The 25,663-nt window shown below is 65.2% G+C and carries 25 protein-coding genes and 2 pseudogenes; 11 read left to right on the forward strand and 16 right to left on the reverse strand.

All coding sequences use genetic code 11. The features are described from left to right. Positions 1 to 13: 13 nt before the first annotated feature. Positions 14 to 409 carry a hypothetical protein gene (locus ACFVJ3_RS06005; protein WP_378451199.1) on the forward strand — a complete coding sequence of 132 codons (396 nt, stop codon included), beginning with the start codon at positions 14 to 16 and terminating at the stop codon, positions 407 to 409. A gap of 100 nt (positions 410 to 509) precedes the next feature. Here the strand turns inward: ACFVJ3_RS06005 and ACFVJ3_RS06010 are convergent, their stop codons facing one another. The 8 genes and pseudogenes from ACFVJ3_RS06010 to ACFVJ3_RS06045 all read right to left on the reverse strand — a co-directional run bounded on the left by ACFVJ3_RS06010 (position 510) and on the right by ACFVJ3_RS06045 (position 5,211). Further along, on the reverse strand, positions 510 to 977 hold the full coding sequence (locus ACFVJ3_RS06010) for an SRPBCC family protein (RefSeq protein WP_378451200.1): 468 nt from the start codon (positions 975 to 977) through the stop codon (positions 510 to 512). Between the two features lie 135 nt (positions 978 to 1,112). Beyond that, positions 1,113 to 1,583, reverse strand: coding sequence for a hypothetical protein (locus ACFVJ3_RS06015; RefSeq protein ID WP_378451322.1), 471 nt, complete (start codon positions 1,581 to 1,583; stop codon positions 1,113 to 1,115). A 94-nt stretch (positions 1,584 to 1,677) separates the two neighbouring features. Then, a pseudogene (locus tag ACFVJ3_RS06020) lies at positions 1,678 to 1,857 on the reverse strand (short-chain dehydrogenase); the annotation flags it as partial. A gap of 150 nt (positions 1,858 to 2,007) precedes the next feature. Beyond that, complete coding sequence (locus ACFVJ3_RS06025) at positions 2,008 to 2,325, reverse strand: hypothetical protein (protein ID WP_378451201.1); 318 nt, start codon at positions 2,323 to 2,325, stop codon at positions 2,008 to 2,010. A 555-nt stretch (positions 2,326 to 2,880) separates the two neighbouring features. Further along, positions 2,881 to 3,276 carry a fumarylacetoacetate hydrolase family protein gene (locus tag ACFVJ3_RS06030; protein WP_378451202.1) on the reverse strand — a complete coding sequence of 132 codons (396 nt, stop codon included), beginning with the start codon at positions 3,274 to 3,276 and terminating at the stop codon, positions 2,881 to 2,883. Continuing rightward, on the reverse strand, positions 3,194 to 3,373 hold the full coding sequence (locus ACFVJ3_RS06035; RefSeq protein ID WP_378451320.1) for a fumarylacetoacetate hydrolase family protein: 180 nt from the start codon (positions 3,371 to 3,373) through the stop codon (positions 3,194 to 3,196). Before ACFVJ3_RS06035 ends, ACFVJ3_RS06030 begins: the two co-directional genes overlap by 83 nt. A gap of 23 nt (positions 3,374 to 3,396) precedes the next feature. After that, positions 3,397 to 3,618, reverse strand: coding sequence for a hypothetical protein (locus ACFVJ3_RS06040; RefSeq protein ID WP_378451203.1), 222 nt, complete (start codon positions 3,616 to 3,618; stop codon positions 3,397 to 3,399). Between the two features lie 276 nt (positions 3,619 to 3,894). Further along, on the reverse strand, positions 3,895 to 5,211 hold the full coding sequence (locus tag ACFVJ3_RS06045; protein ID WP_378451204.1) for a DUF222 domain-containing protein: 1,317 nt from the start codon (positions 5,209 to 5,211) through the stop codon (positions 3,895 to 3,897). Between the two features lie 859 nt (positions 5,212 to 6,070). On the opposite strand from ACFVJ3_RS06045, the gene ACFVJ3_RS06050 reads away from it, so the two are divergent. Then, on the forward strand, positions 6,071 to 6,610 hold the full coding sequence (locus ACFVJ3_RS06050; protein WP_378451205.1) for a TIGR00730 family Rossman fold protein: 540 nt from the start codon (positions 6,071 to 6,073) through the stop codon (positions 6,608 to 6,610). A gap of 177 nt (positions 6,611 to 6,787) precedes the next feature. On the opposite strand, the gene ACFVJ3_RS06055 is transcribed toward ACFVJ3_RS06050, so the two are convergent. Beyond that, entirely contained in the window at positions 6,788 to 8,224 is a 1,437-nt protein-coding gene (locus ACFVJ3_RS06055; RefSeq protein ID WP_378451206.1) for a PLP-dependent aminotransferase family protein, read from the reverse strand. 47 nt (positions 8,225 to 8,271) lie between these two features. Between ACFVJ3_RS06055 and ACFVJ3_RS06060 the strand changes: the two genes are divergently transcribed. The 4 genes from ACFVJ3_RS06060 (at position 8,272) to ACFVJ3_RS06075 (ending at position 11,517) form a co-directional block, all read left to right on the forward strand. Further along, positions 8,272 to 8,772 (forward strand): carboxymuconolactone decarboxylase family protein, encoded by a 501-nt coding sequence (locus tag ACFVJ3_RS06060; protein WP_378451207.1) that lies wholly within the window; start codon positions 8,272 to 8,274, stop codon positions 8,770 to 8,772. Positions 8,773 to 8,938: 166 nt separating this feature from the next. Next, complete coding sequence (locus ACFVJ3_RS06065; RefSeq protein WP_378451208.1) at positions 8,939 to 9,802, forward strand: MIP/aquaporin family protein; 864 nt, start codon at positions 8,939 to 8,941, stop codon at positions 9,800 to 9,802. A gap of 719 nt (positions 9,803 to 10,521) precedes the next feature. Next, positions 10,522 to 11,103 carry an NAD-dependent epimerase/dehydratase family protein gene (locus ACFVJ3_RS06070; protein ID WP_378451209.1) on the forward strand — a complete coding sequence of 194 codons (582 nt, stop codon included), beginning with the start codon at positions 10,522 to 10,524 and terminating at the stop codon, positions 11,101 to 11,103. A gap of 228 nt (positions 11,104 to 11,331) precedes the next feature. After that, positions 11,332 to 11,517, forward strand: coding sequence for a hypothetical protein (locus ACFVJ3_RS06075; protein ID WP_378451210.1), 186 nt, complete (start codon positions 11,332 to 11,334; stop codon positions 11,515 to 11,517). A gap of 160 nt (positions 11,518 to 11,677) precedes the next feature. Here ACFVJ3_RS06075 and ACFVJ3_RS06080 read toward each other — a convergent pair whose 3' ends face one another. From ACFVJ3_RS06080 to ACFVJ3_RS06105, 6 genes and pseudogenes are all read right to left on the reverse strand, one after another. Then, a complete protein-coding gene (locus ACFVJ3_RS06080) occupies positions 11,678 to 11,845 on the reverse strand; it encodes a hypothetical protein (RefSeq protein WP_378451211.1) in 168 nt (55 codons plus the stop codon). A 25-nt stretch (positions 11,846 to 11,870) separates the two neighbouring features. Beyond that, positions 11,871 to 12,239, reverse strand: a pseudogene (locus tag ACFVJ3_RS06085) (transposase); the annotation flags it as partial. Positions 12,240 to 12,367: 128 nt separating this feature from the next. Next, entirely contained in the window at positions 12,368 to 14,674 is a 2,307-nt protein-coding gene (locus ACFVJ3_RS06090; protein ID WP_378451212.1) for an acyl-CoA dehydrogenase, read from the reverse strand. Positions 14,675 to 14,830: 156 nt separating this feature from the next. After that, a complete protein-coding gene (locus ACFVJ3_RS06095; RefSeq protein ID WP_378451213.1) occupies positions 14,831 to 15,493 on the reverse strand; it encodes an enoyl-CoA hydratase/isomerase family protein in 663 nt (220 codons plus the stop codon). Positions 15,494 to 15,692: 199 nt separating this feature from the next. Continuing rightward, positions 15,693 to 17,027 (reverse strand): MFS transporter, encoded by a 1,335-nt coding sequence (locus ACFVJ3_RS06100; protein ID WP_378451214.1) that lies wholly within the window; start codon positions 17,025 to 17,027, stop codon positions 15,693 to 15,695. A 54-nt stretch (positions 17,028 to 17,081) separates the two neighbouring features. Then, positions 17,082 to 18,260, reverse strand: coding sequence for a CaiB/BaiF CoA transferase family protein (locus ACFVJ3_RS06105; protein WP_378451215.1), 1,179 nt, complete (start codon positions 18,258 to 18,260; stop codon positions 17,082 to 17,084). A 150-nt stretch (positions 18,261 to 18,410) separates the two neighbouring features. Here ACFVJ3_RS06105 and ACFVJ3_RS06110 point away from each other — a divergent pair, with 150 nt between their 5' ends. From ACFVJ3_RS06110 to ACFVJ3_RS06130, 5 genes are all read left to right on the forward strand, one after another. After that, a complete protein-coding gene (locus ACFVJ3_RS06110) occupies positions 18,411 to 19,640 on the forward strand; it encodes a PucR family transcriptional regulator (RefSeq protein WP_378451216.1) in 1,230 nt (409 codons plus the stop codon). 134 nt (positions 19,641 to 19,774) lie between these two features. Beyond that, entirely contained in the window at positions 19,775 to 21,094 is a 1,320-nt protein-coding gene (locus tag ACFVJ3_RS06115) for an alkyl sulfatase dimerization domain-containing protein (protein WP_378451217.1), read from the forward strand. Between the two features lie 38 nt (positions 21,095 to 21,132). Then, a complete protein-coding gene (locus ACFVJ3_RS06120) occupies positions 21,133 to 21,459 on the forward strand; it encodes a YidH family protein (protein ID WP_378451218.1) in 327 nt (108 codons plus the stop codon). Continuing rightward, entirely contained in the window at positions 21,456 to 21,773 is a 318-nt protein-coding gene (locus tag ACFVJ3_RS06125; RefSeq protein ID WP_378451321.1) for a DUF202 domain-containing protein, read from the forward strand. The genes ACFVJ3_RS06120 and ACFVJ3_RS06125 overlap by 4 nt, the downstream gene beginning before the upstream one ends. A 48-nt stretch (positions 21,774 to 21,821) precedes the next feature. Then, complete coding sequence (locus ACFVJ3_RS06130; protein ID WP_378451219.1) at positions 21,822 to 23,027, forward strand: alkyl sulfatase dimerization domain-containing protein; 1,206 nt, start codon at positions 21,822 to 21,824, stop codon at positions 23,025 to 23,027. Between the two features lie 179 nt (positions 23,028 to 23,206). On the opposite strand, the gene dnaB is transcribed toward ACFVJ3_RS06130, so the two are convergent. Further along, positions 23,207 to 25,411 (reverse strand): replicative DNA helicase, encoded by a 2,205-nt coding sequence (dnaB, locus tag ACFVJ3_RS06135; protein WP_378451220.1) that lies wholly within the window; start codon positions 25,409 to 25,411, stop codon positions 23,207 to 23,209. Between the last annotated feature and the right edge of the window lie 252 nt (positions 25,412 to 25,663).

Below are 25,663 nucleotides of genomic sequence, written 5' to 3' on the forward strand. Positions count from 1 at the left end.
GGGGTGCAAGGCGATGAATCTGGTGAGCGGTACGGCACGGATGGCGGCCGGAGCGGGTGAGGCCGCGACAGCCACCCTCGGCGCGATCGGCGGAGCCGCGGTCGGCGGTCTGGTCGGCAGCGTGAAGGGGGCGGCCGTCGGGGTTCAGGAGGGTGCCCGGCGCGGAAGTCATTCGACGCCCGCAGCCGTGTTGACCATGGGCGCGGTCGCGTTGACCGGTGTGGTGCAGTGGCCGATCGTGGCCGCGGTCGGTGGGACGGCGCTGGTGCTCGACCAGTTCAAGCCGGGTACCCCGAAGCCGGACGAATCCGGGACCGGCGAGAAGGCGACCGGCGAGAAGGCGACCGGAGCAGGGGCGGCACCGCGGCGCCGAGCACCGACGAAGACGCCGGCTGCGCCTACGCCGTGACGGTCGGCGGGCGCATTCGGTATGCACCCGCTTTCTTCGGAAAAGGATATACACCGACGAGCACCTCGGCCGTGGTTCTCGCCGGTGCCGAGTGCGGCGTCTAGGTGTTGTCCGCCGTCGTCGGGGTGGCGTTGCGGGCTTCGATGGCGTCGACCGTCTTGTCGAACTCCCTTCCCAGCACGCGTGCGCCGAAGGCGCCGAGCACGGCCCCGAGCGCTCGTCCTTTGAGATTCTTGCCGTCGCGGACCACGACGGCGTCGATGTCGGTGGTCCCGTCGGGCATCGAGGTGAGGGTGTAGGTGTGGCCGGACTTCCCGCCCCACAGGTTGGAGTCGGTGGTCGTCATGACAATGCGGCGGGGATCGGTCCAGTCGTACTGCAGGCGTTCCCAGACACTGCCCGAGCCCTCGGTGACGTCGGCGTGGTCGGTGCCGAGTTCGTGCACTTGGAGGTAGTCGTCGGCGCTGTTGCCGAACAGCGCCTCGCGGCCGGGCCCGAAGTCGGTGAGCGCGTCGAGGACCTGTTCGGGTGTTGCGGTGGTGGTCTGATGGAGGTGGATCGTGGACATGGCGTTCTCCTCTGATACTTGAAATCTGTTGACACGTGGGGTCTGTGTTGGGGTGCGGGGTCCGTGTTGGGTGTGCGGGGTCCGTGTTGGGTGTGCGGGGTCCGTGTTGGGTGTGCGGACCTCCTTGGGTGCGGGCTACCTGTTGACCGCTGCGAGGGACAGCGTCCAGAGTCGTTGCGCCGATTCAGGGTCGAGGGCGTAGTCGGCGACTCCGACTCGCTCGGGTCCGCCCGCGTAACGGACGGCTTGGTTGCTGTCTTCGAAATAGCGTCCGCCGACGTCGCGGAGGAGGGGTGAGGTTGCGACGAACACGGATGTCGCCGCTCCCTGCTGGGGTGACTTGTACTCGGCGGTGGGGTCGGCGCGCAGGGTGTTGTACACGCTCTCGGGCAGGTGTCGGGTCAGGTTGGTCCAGATGCCGCCGGGGTGCAGCGCGTTTGCCGTGATTCCGTCGTGTGCCCAGCGGCGGGTTGCCTCGACTGCGAACAGCACGTTCGCGGTTTTGGATTGCCCGTATGCAAGCCACGGGTCGTACTCGCGGTTGTCGAAGTTGATGTCGTCGAAGACGATGTCGGAGCTCAGGTGTCCGCGGGAGCTCAGCGACACGATTCGCGCCGGACATCGTTCGGCCGAGCGGAGTAGCCATGATTCCGGCGTTGTTGACGAGCACGTCGAGGGGCGTGCTGCCCCACTGGTCGGCGAAGCGGTGAACTGAACTGAGATCGGCGAGATCGAGCGTGCGAACTGCGACACGCTGCTGACCGAGGGCGGTGTTGATGTCGTCGGCGACGATACGGCCGGCGTCCGGGTTTCGGACGGCGATGGTGACGTCTGCGCCGGCACTGGCGAGCGGTCTCGATGCCGATGCCGGACGAGGCACCCGTGACTATGATGCGCTTGCCGCGCAAGTCGATTCCTTCGAGGACCTCGATGGCGGTCGAGGTCGCGTCGAAGGGACTGGTGATCCGGTCCTGTGTCATTGGCGTTGTCCGTGTTCGGCGGCTGGTGCGAGGGTTCGGCTCGCCCGGCTCTACATCTGGGTGCTGCTGTTCAAGCCGACCAGGATCTGGTCGAGCACGGTGGTTTCGGCGCGGCGGTCCTGCCGCTGGTCACGCTGGCGGTCGTGCTGGCGTTCCTGCTGCATGTCGTTGTCGCGGTCGAGCGGACTGTCGTGGGTGACTGCGGAGGCGACGGGCTGCACGGCGTTCGGTTGTGCGGTGGTGGCGTTGGCGGCGCCGACCGGGATAAGGCCGAGTGCGGCGGTCGCGGCGGCGACGGCGGCCAGTCGCTTCCAGGAGGAGGTGCTGGCGGCGGAGTGTGTGATCGGGTGGAGCTGTGTGGTGCTCATGGTCGTGGGTCTTCCTGATCCGAGTGCCGCTGGCCCAGCGTCTGCGGCTACTCGAATGGTGTCCATGAGGGCCGGGAACGTTACGCCGGCCGGACCCCGGAATGCTGTGACGTGCGTCACTACCGAAACGAGGCTTCAATCCGCGGCCGGACGCGCGCCGAGCCCCGGGGACGTTGGATGCAGATGCCGCCCAACCAGCAGCTCAGGCGACACCTGCACTCCACCCCTCGCGTGAACCGACTCGTGTGCCTGAGACGTCCGCGTCGTCATGTGACCACCATGACGGCCCAGACGTTACCAGAAAACGGGCCAATTGGTTTGTTTCATTTCTCGGGCCGATCACGACGAAGCCTGCGGCGATGCCTCCACCCAGGTTGATGCGACGCGTCATGGCTTCTCGGACGACCTCGGATGCGGCGCCTCCAGTAGTAGCACCGATTGAACACAGCTTCCAAAACAATTGTCGATCAATCGATTTGCGGTTGGCCGCAGGAACAGGATGCAGGGGTGGTCCGGCGACCACAGTGTTGTGGATGGTCCCGATTCCTTCCACGGTCATGGTGACGGTGTCACCGATGCGCAGCGGTGGTGGTTGTCGATCCCGTGCCACCCCCACAGTTCGGCGAGGCAGCCACCACCGCAGGTTCCGGAGCCGAGCACGTCACCGGGGCGTACCCAGGTCCCTCGCCTGGCGTAGGAGATCAACTCGGCGAAGGTCCACGCCATGTTCGCCAGGATGTCGCCACCGATGCGGGTGTCGTTGACGAAGACTTCCATGGCGAGGTCGAAGCGACCATCTACCTCGCAGTCGACGAACTCATCCACGGTGACCAGCACGGGCCCGAGGGTGGTGGCGGTGACTTTGCCTTTAGCGGGTCCGAGGCCCCCGCATCTCACGACCTGCAGGTCGCGGGCCGACCAATCGTTGAGGATGGTTGAACCCGGCGACATGATCGAAGGCCTCGTCCACGGACAGTTTGTAGCCGGCTTCGCCGATCACGACCGCGACTTCCAGCTCGAAGTCGAGCACCTCGCAGCCCGGCGGCATCGGAACCGTTGCGCCCGATCCGATCACGCGTCGGGTTTGGTGAAGTAGAAGGCGGGCGCGTCGTACCAGTCCTTCGGCACCTCGCCGGCCCCGGTGACCGCGCGCAGCGCGCCTGCTGTGTGCTGTTCGAAGGTGATGAAGTCACGGATGCTGCCGACCCAAACCGGCACCGCCAGTTCGGTGGTCGAATCCCAGGGCAGCCGCCGACCGGTCGACACCCCGCTCGGGTTGCCGGCCGCGAGCACGTCGAAGACGTCGGCGGACTCCGATTTCGCGCGCCCATCACATCGGACATTTCCGCACAGACCTCATCCGGTGCAGCGCCTTTGCGTCGCCCACACCGGCCGACCCGCCGAGGACTAACTTAGACGCCCTCGGTATCGCTCAACGCGCCTGTCGAGAGAAGTCCACCACGGCAACAATTCCCACAGATGAGACGGGCAGACCTGCCACGACGACATGCCGGCTCGGCAACAGGAATCGTCCTGTTGCAGAGTCGGCGTGGTGTGCTGTGCCCCGGGTCAGGACGCTCGGGGCCGTGCCCGGTTGTGCGCCGGTATCGGCTTCCGTTCCCAGTCAACCTGCCGCGGCGGGATGAACGTGGGGTGCCGGTCGGCTCCCATTTCCATTTCCCAGTCACTGTGGTGGAGCAGTCGGTGGTGGAATCCGCAGAGCAGTACGAGGTTGCCCATGTCGGATGGCCCCCCGGCGGACCAGTGGATGATGTGGTGACCTTCGCACCACGATGGCGGCGCACCACACCCGGGGAATGCGCATCCCCGATCTCTCGCCACCAACGCTTTTCGCTGCCTCTTGGTGACGGTTCGAGTCGAAATGCCGAGGTCGAGTGGCGCCCCGTTCTCGTCGAGCACGATCGGCGTGTAGATCGAATCGCAGCTGAGGAGCCGGGCTGCTTTGATACTCAGCGGCCCCATCCACTCGGTCCACGCCACCCCATCGACGGCGAAGAGCGACTCGTCAGTTGCGGAGGCATCGCGCTGTTCTCGCGCGCTGCAGTCGGCGTGCTCGGCGAGATCTTTCACGTTGACATGGAGTGAGACGTGTGGCCGTTCGCCGCCTTCTTCGCCGGCGATCCCGGAGTCGAGATAGCGGCGCAGGAGTTCGGCGAATCCGTCGGCCCGTCGCTGTCCGGGCGTGCGATTGTCTTTGGTTCCGTCCTGCGCGGGCCGCGGCTTGGAGAGTCCGGAAAGGGCCGAGAGCAGCATTTCGCCGGTAACGGCATCCAGGTCGCCTTTGACGGCGACGCGTCCGTTGAGTGTCTTGGAGGCGTGGAACTCGTTGAGTTCGGTGTCTTCGCTGGGCGGCGGGTCGTCGGATTCGAAGGCGCGTTCCAGTCGGGCGATGACGGCGCGCACTGCGTCCGTGTTGGCGGTGGGACCGGTTGCGGCGAACAGCAACGCATTTCGGCAGTCGTCCATCGCTTCGAGCGGCATGCCCTTGGGTGGTCGTTCGCAGAACTTCATGATCAGCGCTGCGTGCTCCGCCGAAATGTTGGTGTCGTAGTACTTGTCCGCTATTTCCGGTTGGAAACGCAAACCTCGGCCCAACAGCACGATTCGCCCCGCCGCACCCACCTCGAGCAGTGTTTTGGAGGCCAGCCACATCTTGGCGTTCGGAAATCCCAGCACATCGATCTTGCAGCGGTAGTCGACGGCACCGACGAGCCTGACACGCAAGGCTTCGAGTCTCTGAATCTCTTCCGAGATGCGAACGACCGATTCGAGCAGCTCCGCCTCGGCCAGACGCCACGCATCACCGACCGCGGTCGCCAGAATCTCGTCCGACAACGCCCCCTGGATATCTCCCCCGAGCCCCATGTTTCAATCATAGTTCGAACACATTTTCGAGTCAATAGATTCGAACTGCCAGCATCGGGTCGCCGAGCAGGAAGAAGGCGCCGACCTCGGCATCGCGGCCGACGGCTGAGTGTGCTTGCGTCGGAGCCTCACCCGGGTGCGGGCGATCACCACACGTCGGTCCGCCGCGAATTCGGGCGTTCCAGGTCGCGGGGGAGCGTTCCGCGAACGTGGACTCATCGGATCAGGCCGGTACTGAGTTAGATAACGGACCCCAACGTAGGATGGTGGAGCCCGCACCGTCAGCTGAGCGCAACAGCCAACTGGGCTCGGTAGCCCCGCTGTCGTGGTTCCGGATCACCTCATCGACACCCGAGGATCGCATTCGTGTGCCGTCGGCCGTTTCACAAGCAGCAGAGCAGCACGACAGACCTTCTTGTGTGAAAGTGGCGTTCCGGCTATCCAGGTCCTGGATTCGCCGAGGCGAGTTCGAGCTGGCCAACCAAACACGTGCGTATCGAACACCTTCGCTGTGCAACATAATTCAAGACTGATCATGTTTCCCATTTAGGTACCGATAAACGCCATGAAAAGCGCCGACTCCGCACCGCCGGGACATGCCATCACCCAACTCGAGGCTCACCCTCGGCCAATATTGCGATCAGCAAGGGTCTCCTGCCGGACCACATCAACCTCCGGAGACGGCTGCCGATGGCCGGACTCACCGGCCTGATCGGAATGACCAATGGCGGACCACACGCACTTGCTCGACCGTGACGGCGCGCCCGGCCGCGACGATCAGGGCGCGTTCGCTATTGTCCCCCTTACACCTTCAGCATCGCGAATCGCTGGCCTCTTATCAGAACCCTATAGTTCAACAATGAACATTTGCGTCTTCCTCTCCTCCGCCGACCTCGACGAGCGCTATACCCGACCGGCTCGCGAGTTCGCAGAACTCATCGGAGAGGGCGGCCATACCCTGGTATGGGGCGGATCCGATACCGGGCTGATGAAGGTTGTCGCCGACGGAGTACGGGAGACGGGAGGGCGGCTCGTCGGGATCTCGGTCGACTTTCTCCGACACTTTGCACGGAAGGACGCCGACGAGATGGTGATCGCCAAAGATCTCGCCGAACGCAAGGCGCTGCTGCTCGCCAGAGCGGATGCCGTCGTGGTGATGGTCGGCGGCCTGGGCACGCTGGACGAGGCGACTGAGATCCTGGAGTTGAGGAAGCACGGACTGCTCGACAAACCGGTGGCGCTATTAGACACGGCGGGCTTCTACGACGGGTTGATACTCCAGCTCGAGCGGATGGAGGAAGAGGGGTTCTTGCCGGTGCCCCTAGTGGAACTGGTCTTCCTCGCCGACGACGGCGCCGACGCACTCGCCTACCTGGAGGGCACCGTCGGAAGTCGCTGAGGGGATCATGGGGCCTGAACACGATCGCAAGACGCTTCGGACCCTCGGGTCGAGGGTGGACCGCTCCACGGAGGACACAGCGCCCAGGGGCGCCCCCATGCTCAACTCCGTATCGGGACGTCGCCCGACGTGCGCAGAGCGACTTTACGCAGCATCCGGGCTACGACAGCGCCCTGTCTAGGGCATCACCCTGCACAGTGCGTCCAGCGCGCCCGCCCACGCACTGTCCGAGGGAGCTGCATAGTTGACCACCAACGCGTCCCGCTCGGGCAACTGCCACCCGGCGCCCGCCACTTCGTAACGGAACTGCGCGATCCCGCTGACCGCCAGTCCCTGGCGGGCCGCCGCCTCCACGACCGGGCGCTCGGTCCCGCGCGGGAGTTCGAGGACCGCTTGCAGCCCGGCAGCCATGCCGGTCACAAGGACGCCGGGGGCCCTCTGTGCCAGGGCCGAGACCAGTTGGTCACGGCGGCGCCGGTAGCGCACCCGCATCGAACGCACATGACGGTCGTACGCGCCCGACGCGATGAACTCCGCGAGCGTCAGCTGCTCCAGCGCACTCGTCATATAGTCGCCGTGCGCCTTGGCCGTCACGATATCCGGGATGAGTTCCTCTGGTAGCACCATCCAGCCGAGCCGCAGCCCCGGCGCCAGCGACTTGCTCACCGAACCGAAATACACCACCCGCTCGCGGTCGAGGCCCTGCAGAGCACCCACCGGCTGACGGTCGTATCGGAACTCCCCGTCGTAGTCGTCCTCCAAGATCAGCCCGCCGGTGGCACGCGCCCAGTTGACAGCCGCCGTGCGCCGGTCCGGGCTCAGCGCGACCCCCGTCGGATACTGATGCGCCGGAGTCATCAAAACCGCACCTACTCCGCGCAGTCGTGCCAACTCGTCTGTGCGGGCCCCATATTCGTCGACATAGAGGGGCGGGGTACGCAGGCCGGCACCGGTCAGCAGGTCACGATAGAGATCGAGGCCGTACGACTCGACGGCCACCGCCTGCACCCGCCGCGCCCTCAGTGCCTGCGCGATCAGCGTCAGACCATGATGGAAACCGGAACAGATGACGACCCGCTCCGGCTCGACGAACACCCCACGGGCCCGCGCCAGATAGTCCGCTAGGGCGGTGCGCAGCTCGACCCGGCCGAGGGCATCGCCGTAACCGAAGGCGTACTGCGGCGCCGCGGTCAGAGCGCGGCGGGCCGCGGTCAGCCACTGCATGCGCGGAAAGTCCGTGAGGTCGGGTGAACCCGGCATCAGTCCGTACGTGGGACGGCGCTGAGTCGGCGTCGCACGGGCAGCTGCGGGCGCGGCTGTGCGCGGCTCGGCCCGCCTCGCGACCCATGTCCCGGAACCCTGCTGCGCGCTGAGCCAGCCCTCGGCGACCAGTTCGGCGTAGGACTCAGTCACGGTATTTCGTGAGATACCAAGATCGGCGGCGAGCGAGCGGGACGCCGGCAGCCGCGTGCCAGGCGCCAGACGCCCCGTGCGCACGGCCTCTCGCAGTGCGTCCGTGAGGCCAGCGCGCAGCTTGGGCCCGTTCAGTTCCACGTGCAGGTCGGCACCGAACCCAGAAGGTGTCCCCGCAGAATTGGTATGACGATCTGGCATAGGAATGGACCATACTCTAGAGCCAATCAGAACGTAGCGTTCCTGGCATGACGATGAACGAAGTACACGAAAGCAAGGAACTTTTCCCCGAGCACGCACCCCGCCTGGACTGGGCAAAGTTCGCACCCGAGGCCTACAAGGCCATGATCCGGCTTGACACGGCCGCGGGGCAGGGCGTCGAGCCGACGTTGCTCAACCTGGTCAAGATCCGCGCGTCCCAGATCAACCACTGCGCCTTCTGCCTGGACATGCACAGCAAGGACGCACTGGCCGCCGGCGAATCGGCGACGCGGATCATCCAGCTCAACGCATGGACGGAGTCGAGGCACTTCTACACGGCGAAGGAGATCGCAGCGATCGAGCTGACCGAGTCGATCACCGTGCTCACAGACGGATTCGTCCCGGACGAGGTGTACGCGAAGGCCGCGAACGAGTTCGACGAGACCGAGCTGGCTCGACTCATCGTTGCGATCGCGACGATCAACACGTGGAACCGCTTCGGCGTATCCACCCGATTGGTCCCCGGTCACTACACGCCGGACTCCTAACTTACCGAGCGAGCGAACGCGCCAGGGCGACCGGCGAACTCGCGGAGGGGTTTCGCGTCCGAAATCCGGTATCCGGGCGGACGGTGGCCGAGAACCACCGGGACCTGCTGTCCGGATGCGTCCGAAATCCATACCACTTCCGGCACACCAACACTAGGAGATCATGGTGAGTACCGCTTCGACTCTTCCACGCCGGCAGCCACTGGCTCGTGCCGCCGACGAGTTCGCGCTCACCACCGTCCTGCTGTTCCTCGCGGTGACTGTCGTCCGGTGGTTGCGTGATCCGGACTCCACCCTTTACATCGCCGACCTGGACGTCGCACTTGCCGTTATCGGGATTCTCAGTGGGATCATCCTCACCGGTCTGATGTTCAGCCCACCCGGCAGACGCGCTGGCGGGCACATGAATCCCGCCGTGACCATCGCCCTGTGGCTAATGAACGGCTTCCCTGGTCGCAGCGTTCCGCCCTACATACTCGCCCAACTTGCGGGTTCAGCGGTGGGGACGGGGCTCGGGCGCCTGGTGTGGGGGCGTGCGGTCTCTTTCCCTCCTGTCGACTACGCCGCGATCAGGGCCGCGTCCGCCTGGCAGCCCGCGTCCGTCTTTCTCGCCGAGATGGGCTCGATGATGGTCCTGATCGTCGTCGTCGGGTTCTTCCTGGCCCGTCCCGGCTATACACGCCTGCTGCCGTACGTCATCGGGCTGTCAGTCGGGCTGGTCATCGCTCTCCTCGGTCCCCGCAGCGGGGGATCGATCAACCCCGCCCGCCAGTTCGGTCCTGCTGCACTCTCTGGGCGTACAACCGATCTATGGATCTATCTGGTCGCGCCGATCCTGGGAGCGGTACTCGGGGCCTCGGTCGACCACGCACTCAACCGGCGGTTCCGCACGCGCCGGGCACTCGTGACGATCCTCACTGCTTTCGTCCCGGACGTGCCGCGATCGCCGAGTGGTCGGCCGGGAGCATTCGCCAAGTACACCCACGGCGTCCCCATCGACCGCCCGGACAAGATTGCACCGGACGCCTGACGGGTCTCGATCGCACGGGCAACAAGAAGATTCAGCTGCACCTGTTCTGGGACTAGCGGTTCAACATCGACTCGTACCCGACATTGCGTTGGAGACGCATGGTCACGAGATCGCCGACCTCATGCGGGAATTCCTTCATCCATCGCATCCACTGACCTCACAAGCTGGGACGTACCGATCCGCGTTCGCCCCGTTCCATTCTCGGCATCAGATGCCGGGAACAACACAGAAAAGGGTTTGACATGAAGAATTTTGCTCGTGGTGCACTGATCGCGGTTGCGGCCGTCACTGTTATCGGAGGATTCGGCACCGGCGCCGCGTCTGGACATCCGGCAGGCGCTCTGGACAGTCTGGTATCGGTCCACCAGTCGTCGATCGACAACTCGTTCCCTCACCGTCCTCACAACCCCATCGGCCCTCACCGCGTCGGCCCCAACCCATTCGGTCACGAGCGGGGAGGTCCAACAGAACGTCACAGGTTCAACCCGTTCCAGTGGGGTATCTGTCCCGGCATTTCTCCCCAGAGCCATTGCCTCCCTTAAAGGCCGCTGTGGTCGGGCTACTGGGGCGAGAAGAATCTGACGCCCGCCGCCAATTGTGTTTCCGGCCTGCACAGAGGCCAGCGCTTCCGAAGAGCAGGTACCCGTATGACATCACCGTGCCGCGGTTGGTGGCGGCGGTTCAGTTCTCACTACCATTTCGTATAGTCAGGAGTAATCATGAAGATATTTCTTGCCGGCGCATCCGGCGTGATTGGGCAGCGGCTGATTCCCCGGTTGATTCAGGCGGGCCACGTAGTCGGCGGCATGACGCGCTCGCCCAGCAAAACGGAGCTACTGGGTCACCTCGGTGCCGAACCGATTCTTTGTGATGTCTTCGACCGAGAGGCTGTCATCCAGGCGGTTCGTGACTTCAAACCGGACGTCATGCTGAACGAGCTGACCGATCTGCCGGATGATGCGGCGCAGATCAGTGAACACGCAGATCTGAACGCTCGCATCCGAACCGAGGGATCCCAGAATCTGATCGAGGCCGCGCGGCGGAGCGGGTCGCCAAAGCTCCTGGCTCAAAGCGTCGCCTGGCAATTGCCTGATGGGCCCGACGCTCAGGCGGTCGCAGAATTGGAGCGTTCCGTTCTCGCTGAGGGCGGCGTTGTATTGCGCTATGGACAGTTCTACGGGCCCGGCACCTACAACGAGCAGCAGCAACCCGAGGGACCTCGGGTTCACATCGACCGAGCTGCCGAACGAACGGTGGAGGCGCTGGGCGAGCCAACGGGCGTCGTCGTCATTATCGACTGAGCGCACGACCGGGATCCGGCTGACCGTCGCACTGTGTTGAATTCGGGGTAGAGAGTAGAAGTCATGGCGATCATGTTCGAGGGGCTCTGGCCGTCCAGGTGTTCGCAGTTGTCCTGGACGAGCAACACCCGGCGGTGAACGAAGTGCTCTGTCAGCACCTCCAGAGCCGGGTCGGAGGACTGTTCCCGCAGTTCTTACGCAGCGACGACGTTGTCCGCCAACGGTTCCGTGGAACTATTCGCCGGTACTGCCGCCATCGACAGCGCGACTGATGCGGCGAACTACCGCATTGTCACCAACGCCACGCGTCCCTGGATCAGTAACGCAACCGAGGCGGCGCCGGACCTGAAGCTCCAGATGATGACGACCAACCAAAGACGTGGGCCCGTCATCGAGTTGGTGGCGAGCGTGTGAACACATATCGAACTGTCCCGCAGTGCCAGTGGGTCCGCCGCAACGTTCATCGATCACATCAACCCGTTGATGGCCTGTTGAAGCTCGCCACGTTCGACACCTGCGGTATCGAATGGATAAGCGCGGACACCGTCGACGGCGACAATGTGTCAATTCTGTGTCACGTCGGACCTCGCGCCCGGCCCGAAGCTTCGGCGACGGTGGGTGAGATCGTGTTCACGCGGACGACGTTGCGCTCGACGACTATCTTCAGTCGTGGCAGCGCATGATCGCGCGCGGTGCCCACGCGCGATTCGCGTGGAGCGTGGTTACCGGTCTCATCGGGCATGCGCCGAAGATGGTGGAGGAACGTGTCAGCCGGGGCATCGAGAGCGAGCCGCGGCATCGAGCCCGAGATAGCGGCCGGCTTCGATCCACTCGTCATGCTGCTCGGCAAGAACCGCGCCGACGAGCCGGATCGGCACGGCGCGGTCGGGGAAGATCCCGACAACATCGATCCACCGGCGGATCTCCTTGTTCAGCCACAGCGGATTGTTCGACCAGATCTGCCGCCAGATCCGCTTCGGGATCCCAGTGCACGCGAGGTGATCGGCACGCGCGGCGTCGAGGTGATCGGCCACCTTCAGTAACTTCCCCGACAAAGCACCGCTTACTCGATCATATTGGGCATGAACAGATTCGGCATCCGGTTGGTAGTAGACCGAGTGCAGCAGGGTCTTGACCCTCCCCCGCGAGCGGACGGCGCTGTGAGCGTCGATCAGCTTCGGGAATGGAACCTATCGAAGTAGGGGAGTGGAGATCGTCGTGTGACAGCCGGCGAATCGCCCGGCTGGAGTGACTGCTCGGTCGTCTACCTCGGCAAACCCAGGATCCGTTCGCCGATGATGTTGCGCTGAATCTGATTCGACCCGCGTGCGATCCGGCGTCCTTGGCTCTCGAGGAACACTCGCTGCAGAGAGTCGAGTCGATATCCGCCACCCCCGGGCCGGGTCAGCGCCGACGCCCCGAGAAGCTCCAGCGCCGTCGAACCGAAAATGCAGTGATACTCCGACCAGTTGACCTTGTCGATCGCCAGCAACTCGTCGACGGCCTGCCCCTCTGCGACTCGGGCACCGATCACGGAACCAACGGCACGCATCAACTCGACCTCGATCACCAGTTCCGCCAACCGCTGGCGGACGATCACGTCGCCGAGCCGACCGTTCTTGTCCAGCCGCTCCACCAACACGTCCAATTCGTGGCGATAGCCGACGTACTGCGTAGCCGCCTTGCCCGCTCGCTCGGCGCCGAGTGTGGTCATCGCGACCGCCCAACCGTTGCCGAGCCCACCCACCACATTGGTCAAGGGGGCGCGGGCATCGGTTATCCGTTCCTGCGCAAACCTTTTGTCGCCCGACGCCATCCGGATGGGGTCGACGTCGATGCCGTTGTCCGTCATGGGAACAAGGACGAACGAGATTCCGCGGTGTCTCGGTGCTTCGCGGTCGGTGCGGCACAACAGGAACATCATGTTGGCCTGGGCTCCGTTGCTGGTCCAGATCTTGTCACCGGTTATCCGCAACTCGTCACCGTTCACGGTTCCGCTGGTCCGCAGCGAGGCGAGATCGGATCCGGTCTCGGGTTCGGAGAAGCCCTGGCACCACGTGTCTTCGCCCGACAGAATGCGGGACAGGAACCGGCGCTTCTGGTCCTCGCTCCCGTGCGCCAACAGGGCGGGCGCAAGCAGGGTCTCGCCCATTCCGAGATGCGGGCGTCGAAGTCCCGCGCGCGCGAACTCCTCCTCCACCACCAGAGTTTCGACTGGTCCCAGGCCCCGGCCGCCGTGTTCCTCCGGCCACGACAGGCACAGCCAACGCCCCTTCCGCAACAGATCGGTCCAGTGCTTCTCGGCATCGGTGGCTTCGTGCCCGAACGGTTCCTGCGCGTATTCGAGTGGCATCCCCTCGACGCGGTGGTCGGCCAGCCAGGCGCGGACCTCGGCCCGCAGGTCCGCCAGCGGAGCGGGTTCGTCGACCCGCGCCGGCGCCTCGAACGCGGTGCCGGTGGCGAGGACTCCGGCGAGCAGACGCTCGCGGTGCCACGCCGACGACCCGAGCATCAGCTGATCCGTCTTCGCCCGCTTGAGATGAACATGAGCCTCGTGCTCCCAGGTGAAACCGATCGCGCCGTGCAGTTGAATCGTCTCGCCGGCGATCTGCAGGTACCTCTCGGTCCCCGCGACGCTGAGCAGGCTCACCAGTGCCGGCAGTTCCGGCGCTCCGGTATCCGCGGCGTGAGCGGCGGCGACGACGGCAGCGGCGACCGGTTCGAGCGCCCGGATCAGATCGGCCAGTCCGTGTTTGACTGCCTGGTTGGTACCGATCGGACGACCGAACTGGTTGCGGGTCTTGGCATAGTCAGTTGTCAGGTGCAGGCACCGGCGGGCGCCGCCGACCCTCTCCGCCGCCTGCACGACGAGCGCCTTGTCGAGCGCCCGGGACAGCGCCTCCGAAATGTCTGCGGTGCCACTGATCCGTTGCGCTGCCGCGCTGTCGAAGGTGATGGTCGTCAGCGGACGGGTCAGGTCCAGCGCGGGTTGCCGGACCCGCAGAATGCTCGCGTCCGATGGTTCCACCAGAAAGAGACCGGTCCCGTCTTCCGTTCGGGCGGCGACGACGATCGTGTCGGCGCAGTGTCCGAAGATCACGTGATCGGCCCGTCCGTCGACCCGCCAGCCGTCGCCGTCCGGGTGTGCACGCACCGTCTCCGAGCCGGCCTGCCACCACCCGTCGGCATCGGCAAATGCCAGACACCCGAGACGAGTGCCAGCGGCGAGACCTGGCAGCAGCTCACTGAGCCAACGCTCCCGAGCGCAATCCGCGATGGCGAGCGTGGTCAACACGGAACTCGCGAAGTAGGGGCTACACGCTGCGGAGCGCCCGAATTCCTCGGCGACCACCACGAGGTCACCGATACCGGCGCCTGATCCGCCGTATTTCTCGTCGACGAGCATTCCTTGCAGTTCGAGTTGTTCGGCCATCGTCGCCCACATCTCGGGTCGGTATCCGAGTTCCGTGTCCTGGACGGCCAATACTTCGGCCGGTTCACTGGTTGCGGTGAGAAACTCGCGAACCGCGTCGCGAAGCACGCGGTGTTCAGCGGTTGTTGTTGTTGTCATACCCATTCGATTGTCTCCTTCGATTGTCCCGTGTAGCACCACCTCGGTCGGGATCCCCAGACCTGGGATGACCGGGCGGCCCGCGACCTGTCCGCCCGGTTGTGCATTGTGTTGTCTTATGGCTTTTCGACCGCAGGTGCCGCCGTGCGCACGGACTCACACGAGCAGTGTTCTGCGCGTCAGAATCGCTTGCTTCATGGCGATTCCCCCGCCGTTGGGGTAGGCCGCAATCTTGTCGGTGAGCTCGGTTGCCCGGCCCAAAACCTGTTCGTCCGGCACCATCTCGTATGCGATGCTGCGGCGCAACAGGTCAGGACCGTACTGACGTTCACAGGCCAGCGTGAGCTGCAGTGCCTGGTTCACGTCGAATTTCGCGAGCAACCACCGCAGATTGTTCGGCGCAGCTACCCCCATCTCCGCCTCGCCGACCATGAGGAACGACGTCTCTCCCACCACGAGGAGGTCGCAGGCCAGCGCGATCGCCGCAGCACCGTTGACAGCGGCCCGCTCCAGCGCCCCGATCAGCGGCTTCTCGAACCCAGACAGGGTGGTGTGCAGGTCGGCGATCGCCGCGGTAATTGCCGGCTCACCCGGGCGTACCTCGGCCAGATCCAAACCGGAACTGAAGCACCCGCCTGCGCCGTACAGCAACACCGCTGTGACTGTGTCGTCGTCCTGAGCGTCAGCGAACGTTCTGGCGAGCTGGACGACCATCGGGACCGTCAAGGCGTTTTTGCGCTCCGGACGATTGAGTTCTATGTCCAGCCGCCCACTCTGATGGTGCCGAACGACCACGACATCGCTCTCCGTAGAACTCACAACATGCTCCTCGCGCGGCCGTCGAACTGCCCGGCGGGAGCAGCCTGCCGCCGCGTGGCGCGTTCGCCGCCTATCAGGGACACGTTGCCTCTCAACCACATTGGTGTGCTCATCGCTTCCTTCCGGAATCGCTAACGACAGGCTGGTGCCTTCAGGCCAGGTTCGTGGACAGCGGTGCCGTCGAACGTTCTGGTTCTGCCTACTTGTTCGGGTGGTGCGCGGCGATCGTGGTTGCGTCGCGTTCGGGGTTGACCAGGATGGTGGCGGCGAGTGCGCCGACCAGCATGATGACTCCCACGATGACGAAGCCTCGGCCGTATCCAGCGGCGGTGTCGGCGGCGCCGGAGACGAGGGAGCCGATGAGAAGTGGTGCCGCGACACCGCCGAGGCTGTAGATCGCGACGGTGATGGACATGACGGACCCGCGTTGTTTGGCGGGCACCACGTCGGAGAGCAGGGAGAACGCCAGTCCCCAGGCTGCGGTGTTGAGGGAGAACGCGAGCGCGATCAGCACCATTTGAGTGGGTCCGACGGGCAATGTTGTGAATCCGATCATGCACACACCGCCGGCGGCGAGGAGGCCGGCAGCGAACAGGGCGCGGGCGGTGCGGGACGATCGTCCGGCCAGCGAGAGGCGGGTAGAGATCAGGCCGGCGACGAAGGTCAGGATGACGGCCGCGGCGAAGGGCAATGTGATCAGCAGTCCGGTGGCCTTGGCGCTGTAGTGCAGGCCTTCACGGAGGTACAGCGGTAACCAACTCACCTTCAACGCGGTCGCCCAATAGGAGCAGAACGAGAAGATCGCGACACCGATCACTGTGGGGCGAGTCCACAGGAGCCGGACGGGCACGGTGTCGGGAAGCGTCACCGCCTGTTTCCCGGTGCCCGCCCCGGCATTGCCGGCGGGTCCTTCACCGCCGATGAACAGCCAGGCCACCAGCCAAATCACTCCGGCGGCCATGAGCACGAGAAACGCTGCGTGCCAGCTGTAGCTCTGGATGATCCAGGTCAGGACCGGTGCGGCGATCAGGGGACCGAGGGAGGCTCCCATGATGACTACTGACGCCGGTAGTGAACGGCGGGTCGGGGAGAACCAGGTGTGGGCGATCTGCTGGGACAACGCCCCGGCGGGGCCTTCGGCGAATCCGAGCAGCATCCGGCAGGCGAGGAAGACCCCGAATCCGACCGTCGTAGTCATCGGGGCCAGGCTGAGCACCCACAGTCCGACCAGGCCGGCGAGGAGCCATCGCGCGGAGATACGGCCGCCGAGGGATCCGAGGACGATCGCGCCCAGGGCGAAGAGCCAGAAGAATGCGCTTTGGGCGGTGCCGAACTGTTCGCTGGTGAGTCCGAGGTCTGCCTTGATCTCGACGCCGGCGAGGCTGACGACGACCTTATCGGCGAAGTTGATCAGCATGAACGCCATCAGCATCAGGGTGATGATCCAGCCACGCCGGCGAACGCGGGGGCTGTCGAGTTCACGGTCGGCGGCGAGGCCGCCCTCGGTGCGAGTTTGTCGATTCTGTAGGGACACGAGTGCTCCTGGGGCCGTGACGGTGAGGGGTGGGTGGCGTGTTGGCGTGTCAGGTCACGTCAGGGAGTACTCGCCCAGCCGGTAGTGCGCGACGATCTCGTGGCTGTGTTCGCCGAGTTCGGGGACTCGCCCGGCGTCTGCGGTGCGGGGGGTGCTGCGGGAGCGGTAGGGGAGTCCTGGGATGGAGTAGGTGTGTCCGTCGGCGGTGCTGCCGGTGGTGAAGATGCCGCCGGCAATCACATCGGGGGCACTGGGAACCTGGTCGTAGGTGCGTACGGCGCCGGCGACGATGCCGACGGATGTCAGGGCCGTGAGGGCGGCTTCGGTGTCGAGGCCGGCGAAGAATGGTGCGAGCGCGGCGAGGAGTTCGCCGCGGTGGGCGACCCTCGCCGGGTTGTCGGCGAAGCGGGGATCCTTCGGCAGGTCGGGTCGGCCCGCGAGGTCGCAGAGCTGGGTGAATCGCTGCTCGGTGTAGGCGGAGACGACGATCGAGCCGTCGGCGGTGGGGAAGATGTCGGCGGCCGGTGCCGCGGCCGGTTGCCCGTTGCCGCGCCGGTGGGGCGCGACGCCGGTGATGGAGTATTCGCCCCAGTTCACGCATTGCAGGTCGATCGCCACGTCGAGCAGTGAGACGTCGATGTCATCCCCGAGGCCGGTACGTTCTCGTCGGAACAGGGCCGCCAGCACCGCCTGCGTGACCACGTAGGAGGTGGCGTGGTCGACGAGCGGGAAACCGACCCGTTGCGGGTCTCCGTCCGCCTCTCCGGTCACTGACATCATGCCGGTTTCCGCCTGGGCGGCAATGTCGAGGCCCGGTCGGCGGCGGGAGGGTCCCTCGGTGCCGAAGCCGGACACCGCGGCGAGGACGACGGTGGGATTCAGTTCGCGTATTTCGTCGGCCGACAGGCCCAGCTTTTCCATCACCCCTGGTCGCAGGTTGTGGATCACGACGTCGGCTCGGGCGATGAGGGCCCGGGCGTGGCGGAGATCGTCCTCGGCTTTGAGGTCGAGGACGATCGACTTCTTGCGCCGGTTGTAGGCGCGCATGATGGCCTCGCCGTAGACGCCGATCCCGCGTGCCTGGTCGCCGCCGGGGCCTTCGATCTTGAGGACGTCGGCGCCGAGGTCGGCCAGGGTCTGCGCGGCGCCTGGCGCCGCGATGTACTGACCGAAATCGACGACCATGATCCCGGTCAGAGGCAGGTCATCGGGAGCGTACGCAGAGTCTGGCATGGTTCCTCATTCTGTGCCGGTGTGGACCTCGGGGCTGGTGGAGCCGTTCTGGGTCCTCAGCGTGGCCGAATGGGTTGCTGTCGTACCATCGGCGGCTGTCACACTCTTCACGTCAGTAGTGTGTGACCCGTCACACCTAGGAGGCGTTCGATGCGCACTGCGCCCGAGGCAACCAAAGACGATCTGCAGGGCACGATCGCCCGTATTCGCCGGTCGGTGCCGCGGATGGCACGGGCAATCATCGACCGCTACATCGCCACCTCGCCGCTCTACACGCAGACCGCGGTGCCCGAACATTTGCACCGGGACGGCGCCCACACCGTTCGATCGCTGCTCGAGGTGTGCCTGCAGTCGATCACCGACGAGTCCATCGACGTCGCCGACACGATGCGCGAGAACATCGAACGCGGCACCGAACGAGTCGCGGAAGGGTTGCCGCTACGGGAGTACATGCGCTGCTGGCAGATCGGATTCGACGTACTCTCCGAAGAACTGGAACGCGAACTCGGCACCGACCACGGACTGTTCTGGTTCGCATACCGCCGCGCCCATACCACGTTTGACTGCATGCTACGAGAGGTCATCTCCGCGTACGAGATCCACGCGCACGACCTCATTTCGGCGCAAGACCGAAACCATGCCCCCACCATCGATGCCCTCCTGCGCGGCGACGGATGGGTGTTCGACGACCCCGACTCCGTCCCTGCCGAACCGAGCATCATGTTGCTGCACATCGGTGACACCCCCGCCGAGGGATCAGGCGACCGGAACGCCCGATCACTGGCGGCCACACGGAAGGTCCGCGCCATTCGCGCCCACCTCGCCAGGGCCGTCCCCGGCCTGTGGCTCATCGATGTCCGGCCTCGGCACGCTCGGATTCTGATGTATCCACCGATCGGGGCACTCGACCCGCTGGCCGTGGACCTTGCGCGGGTCAGCGGCGCACCGGTGACGATCGCTATCGAGGACGCCACTTCGATCGAGGATCTTCCGCGTGCCGGCATCACGGCCGCCGAGGTACTCGACATCGCGATCCGGTCCGGCCGCACCGGCACGGTCAGCCGAATGAGCGATGTCGCACTTGCGCACCATTTCGCCCACACCAGTGCGTCGCTGCCGGTGCTGCTGGAGCGCTGCGCCCCGTTGCAATCGCGACCGGACCTGGTGCACACCCTCCGGGTCTATCTGGCCAGCAACCTGGATCGACGGGCCACTGCGGACACCCTGGTGGTCCATCCCAACACCGTCGACAACCGGCTCATCCGCGTCCGCGAACTGACCGGCCTCGACGTACACGTCACCACGGAGCTGCTCACTCTCGCGGTCGCGGTCAGCGCCGCCACCGTTCACCCCGACGCGGGGGCCGACCACCCGCAGTGAATCTGTGATCGGTCACAGATTGGGGCCGGCAGGGGTGTGCGCGCAGACGATTGTTCGGCTGATGTCCGGTGCACAGAATGAGGCGCACGGATCGCAGCGTCGCGGTCCGACACCCACGCCGAGGAGAACGCCACATGACGGACATCATCGACTACGCCGACAAAGTCTGGAAGGGCGAAGCCAACCAGAACGCCTACCACCACGGAGACCTCCGGAAGGAGGGAATGCACTACATCGCGGAGGGCGCATACATGTGGCCGGCGTTCGGCAACGTCTACGTATTTCCCACCAAGGCTGGCCTTTTCGTCTACGACACCGGCGACCGCCGCACTGCCGTAGACCTGTTCGCAGCCACCCGGCGAATCTCCGAGCAACCGGTGCACACGGCCGTCTACTCGCACGGACACGTCGACCACGTCTTCGGCATGGAACCCTTCGACACCGAAGCGCGCGAGCGCGGCTGGACCCGCCCCACGGTCCTCGCACACGAAAACGTCACCAGCCGGTTCGACCGCTACAGGGAAACCCGCGGCTACAACGGCATCATCAACCAACGCCAATTCCAGGCGCCGAACCTGATGTGGCCGGACGAATACCGATACCCCGACGTCACCTTCACCGACCAGACCACCCTCGCCATCGACGACCTGCAGGTGCAACTGCATCACGCCCGCGGTGAGACCGATGACGCCGCGATCGCCTGGATCCCCGACCGCAAGATCCTGTGCTGTGGTGACTTCTTCATCTGGGCCAGCCCCAACGCCGGAAACCCGCAGAAGGTGCAACGCTTCGCACACGAGTGGGCCCAAACCCTGCGGTGGATGGCCGACCTGGGCGCCGAAATCCTTCTCCCCGGACACGGGCTCCCGATCCTCGGCGCCGACCGAATCCGCACCACCCTCGCCGACGCCGCCGAACTCCTGGAAATCCTGCACGGCCGCACCCTCGAGATGATGAACGCCGGAGCGACCCTCGACGAGGTCGTGCACACTGTCACCGCCCCAGCGGAACTGCTCCGCAAGCCCTACCTCGCCCCCTCCTACGACGAGCCGGAATTCGTCATTCGCAACGTCTGGCGCCTCTACGGCGGCTGGTACGACGGCAACCCCGCCAACCTCAAGTCCGCCGCCCGCGCCGACCTCGCCCGCGAGGTCGCGGACCTCGGCGGCGGCGCCGCCCAACTGGCCGAGCGGGCCCGCGCCCTACTGGCACGAGGCGAACACCGGCTGGCGGGACACTTCGCCCAGATGGCCACCGACGCCGATCCGCAGAGCCGCGACTCGCATCAGGCCCGCGCCGACATCTTCGGCCAGCTGGAACAAGGCGCCACTTCCACTATGGCGAAAGGCGTCTACGGGTGGGCAGTGGCGGAATCGCGAGCCTTCCTCGACGGCAGCGACCACGCGACCGAACTCGAGGCCAAAACGGCCGGCCGCGCGCGATGGGCATTCTGACCTCAGAAAATCCCCGTCCACCAGCGGACTCAGGTTCGGTGGATGAGGAACCGGACTACCGGTACACGCTGGCGAACGAACGCACCTACCTGGCATGGATCCGCACCGCTATGGCGCTCCTGGCGGCAGGTGTGACTGCCCATCAGTTACTTGCGTTGCCCTCCGGGGCACTGCAGATGACGATCACGATGGTGTGTTTCGGGCTATCCACCGTCGTCGCCTCCGGCGCGTATCTGCGCTGGAGGGCCGCGCAGTCGGCCATTAGGCGGAACCTGCCACTTCCGGGCTCCGTCCTCGTGCCCGCTCTCGCTCTCGGTCTGGGGATCCTCACGCTCCTCGCCGCCGGAGCGGCATTGTGGTCGTGATCGGGTCCGCCGACCGGGATCCGGGATTACAACCAGACCGCACGGCATTGGCCTGGCGGAGAACCACACTCTCCGCCGCCGCGACGACGGTGGCGCTCCTCCACATTCCCACCACCCATAGTGACCGCGCGGCTTCGCTCACCTTGGTACCGATGGCGGTGCTGCTGCTCGCGATCACGTACGTCAGCCATCGGCGAGGCCGTTCGCTGCGGTGGGGGACTCAGGGAATGACCGGACACCATGCCTTGCTGGTAGCTCTACTCGTAACAGCCACAGCGATCGCGGCTGCCGCGACCGCAGCCTATGCCCGATAGCCGGACTCTCGAACCACAATTCGAAGCACACGCTGGAAGGAGACACCGATGCCCGTTGCGGAAGTCGACAACAACCCGCTGTTCGGAGGCACCGAAATCACCGTTGTGGCCCCAGGAATCTTCACGATGGGCCTACAGGGAAATAGCTTGGCCGTAGAAACTGATGAGGGATTGCTCGTCGTCGACTCCGGACCGAGCCCATCCGTGGTTCCTCAGGCACTCGCACAACTCCGCGAACACACCGACCAGACAGTCCGCTGGATCGTCTACAGCCACGGTCATCTCGGTTACAACTACGGTGTGCCAGGGTTCCTGGCCGAAGCCGAAAGGCGCGGAGAACCCGGCCCGACGATCATCGCCCACGAGAATGTCGTTCGCCGCTACCGTCGCTACATCGAGACCGCCGGGCTCCAGAACCACATCAACTCCCGCCAGTTCCGTCGGCCGATCAAAGAGTTCACGCCAGTGCCGACCCTGACGTTCCCCAACCAAACCTACTGGGATGCAATGACACTCGGCGGCCCGACCCGTCAGGTTCGGCTGTTGTGGGCACCGTCGGAGACGGACGATGTCACCGCCGTGTGGTTGCCCCAAGAACGGATCCTCTACGGGAGCGCCGCAGTCATCGACAGCATCCCGAACATCGGCACGCCCATGCGCACCATGCGGGACGCCGTGCGGTGGGCGAACACCCTCGACAGTCTTGCCGCCCTCAATCCTGCCGTCCTGATCCCCGAGTTCGGATCAGTCATCCACGACGTCGGCGCCGAGCAACTGGCCGCCACCTCGGCGGCACTTCGCTGGCTGCGCAGAGCCGTCGTGGAACGCCTCAACAAGGGAATGGGCGTCGACGACATCGTGCACGATATCGACTACCCGACCGAACTGTTCGAGGTCCCGTGGATGAAACAAGCCTACGGGCATCGGGACTTCATCGTGCGGGACATCGTCCGCTCGGAAACCGGGTGGTGGGACGGCAACCCGACCCACCTACACCCCTCCCGGCCCGACGTCGCCGCCAACGCGCGCGCGGCAGCGATCACCGACAAGCAGGCCGTGCTCGACCAGGCACACCGACTGCGTGACGCCGGACAGGTTCAGGAAGCGCTGCACGTCGTCGATCTGCTGGCACTCGCGACCGCAGACTTCCCAGAGGCCCACCACGCCCGCAAACTGAAATCCGAACTGAGTGCGCTTCTGGCCAAAGACGCACCCAGCTACGTCTCGCGCAGCTTCTATCGCGCCGTGACCTAAAGCGGCACACAGCAAGATGAAGGGCGGAGCCGGTCGATCTTGCGCAACTCTCGCCCGGCAGATCGACGAACGTCAGCTCGAAAATTCCGGACCCGAACGAGCCGGAGGGGTTGATTCCCCCCGCGCTACGATCCCCCAACCGTCACGTGACACTCGTCTCAACAATGATGCGGCCCGTACTAACCCCGCGCCATGTCGACGAACTTGGACAGGTGAAGCTGGTGCGCCACAGTGATTGTCGCGGTCGGGCCGTTACGGTGCTTGCCGAGGATGAGGTCGGCCTCACCGCCGCGGGGATCGTCGCGTTCGGTGGCGTCGGGGCGGTAGAGCAGGATCACCATGTCGGCATCCTGCTCGAGCGATCCAGATTCACGAAGGTCGGCGACCTGGGGGCGCTTGTCCTGTCGCTGCTCGGGACCACGGTTCAGCTGGCAGATCGCGACCACGGGAACTTCGAGTTCCTTCGCCAAAAGCTTTAGGCTACGGGAGAACTCGGAGACTTCCTGCTGACGTGACTCGACTTTCTTACCGGAGCTCATCAGCTGCAGGTAGTCGATCACGATCAGCTTGATGTCGTGTTTCTGCTTGAGCCGCCGGGCTTTTGCGCGGATCTCCATCATCGTGAGGTTCGGCGAGTCGTCGATGAACAGCGGCGCCTCACTGATCTCGCTCATACGACGAGCGAGCTTCGTCCAGTCGTCGTCGGTCATCTTGCCGGAGCGCATGTCACCGAGCTTGATCTTCGCCTCCGCCGACAACAGACGCATGACGATCTCGGTCTTGCTCATCTCGAGCGAGAACATGACGCTGGCCATACCGTGCTTCACGGAGCAGGAGCGCAGGAAGTCCATGCCGAGCGTGGAGTTGTGGGTGGGCACCATCGAACGACCCGCGAGGTACAGGTGGTCGGCGTTGTCGACCTCGACGCACCGCACGGGGACACTCTCGATCTGGCGCACCGCGACGATACGGCGCGAACCGCTGATCTCGCCGCGAAGCTCCTTGTGCCGGATCGCCTTCCGATGTAGCTGGAACACCTCGTCGTCGGCGCAGAACGTGACACCACCGTCGACACGATGGCAGTCGTATCCCAACCCGACAACGAGCTCTGCCACATCATCCGACAACGGGTGGTTAACGGCCTCGAACCGCACCGAACCGTCGTCAGCGACCGACCCCGCCACATCGAGCAGGCCGGCCAGCAACTCACGACGCTCCGACTCCGAACCGCGCAGCAGTTCAGCCGGGATCCGCTTGGCACCGGCGTAAAGGGTGAGTTCCTCGGTACCCACGGGCATTTCAGGATCAGAGATGCTCTGGACGGTGAGCGAGGCTCCCAGAGCGTAGGGGTCGACGCGCACAGTCGACGTCGGCAACTGCAGCGCACGGGTGTGCGCGACCTGGTGTCCGTGATCTACCGAACCGACGATCTGAGCCGTGGTGCGGACGGCGGCCTGGCCGTCGACGTCCGTCAACCACTGATGCTGCTCGTCGGCGACGAGGACGGTGCCGTCGGAGAATTCCACCTCGTAGCAGGGCCTACCCACCATGACGTCGGTGGCAGCGACGACGCGGGTGGGCTTGCCGTCGGCGTCGATGAGGTGATCGCCGACCTGGACGTCACCCATGGTGGTCCAGCCGGTGGGCGTGGCGAGGGGAGTGTCGAGGGCGAGCGCCTTGCCCACACCGGGTCGGGCCGCGACGATGATCATCTGGCCGGGGTGGAGGCCGTTGGTGATCTCGTCGAGTTCGACGAAGCCGGTGGGCACACCGAGGGAGATGCCGCCGCGGCTGGCGATGGAGTCGATCTCGTCCATCGTGGGCTGCAGGAGCTCCTCGAGGGGGACGAAGTCTTCGGTGGTGCGGCGTTCGGTGACCTCGAAGATCTCGGCCTGCGCACGGTCGACGACCTCGGCGACGTCCTGACCGTCGGCGCCGGTGTAGCCGTATTGGACGATGCGGGTGCCGGCGTCGACGAGGCGACGCAGGATGGCCTTCTCCGCCACGATCTCCGCGTAGTAGCCGGCGTTGGCGGCGGTGGGCACCGTCTGGGTGAGCGTCACCAGATAGGGCGCTCCACCGATGCGACGGAGCTCGCCACGACGATCCAGCTCCGCGGACACCGTCACCGGGTCGGCGGGCTCACCGCGGCTGTAGAGGTCCAGGATCACGTCGTACACCGACTGATGCGCGGGACGGTAGAAGTCGCCGGGACGGAGCACCTCGAGCACGTCCGCGATGGCATCCTTGCTGAGGAGCATGCCGCCGAGCACCGACTGCTCCGCCGCCATGTCCTGAGGTGGCTGCCGGCCGAACTCTTCGCCGGGCTCCGCGTCAGGGGGACCCGGGTATTCGGAACGGCCCCGATCGTCTACTACAGCCACTCGACCGACCTTCCCCATCACTGTGGCGCCACCCCGGAAAATGCTTCCCGGTGTCGGTGCCCCGAACTCTTTGTACTCGCCCCCACCGACAACCTTCGCAGGCTCTTCGCGGCAGCCGGCGTCGTGATCGCGAGACACGCCGGGACGACGTTAGGGATTAGCTACCCGGTGTTCAAACCAGCCTGTGTACACAGTTGGGGACAAATTGTGTAAACCGCTGGGTACGTTTGTTAACCCCATGGGGATAACCTG

It is taken from the genome of Rhodococcus sp. NPDC127593 (genome assembly GCF_042671975.1).
In the GTDB taxonomy this organism is placed as follows: Bacteria; Actinomycetota; Actinomycetes; order Mycobacteriales; family Mycobacteriaceae; genus Rhodococcus_F.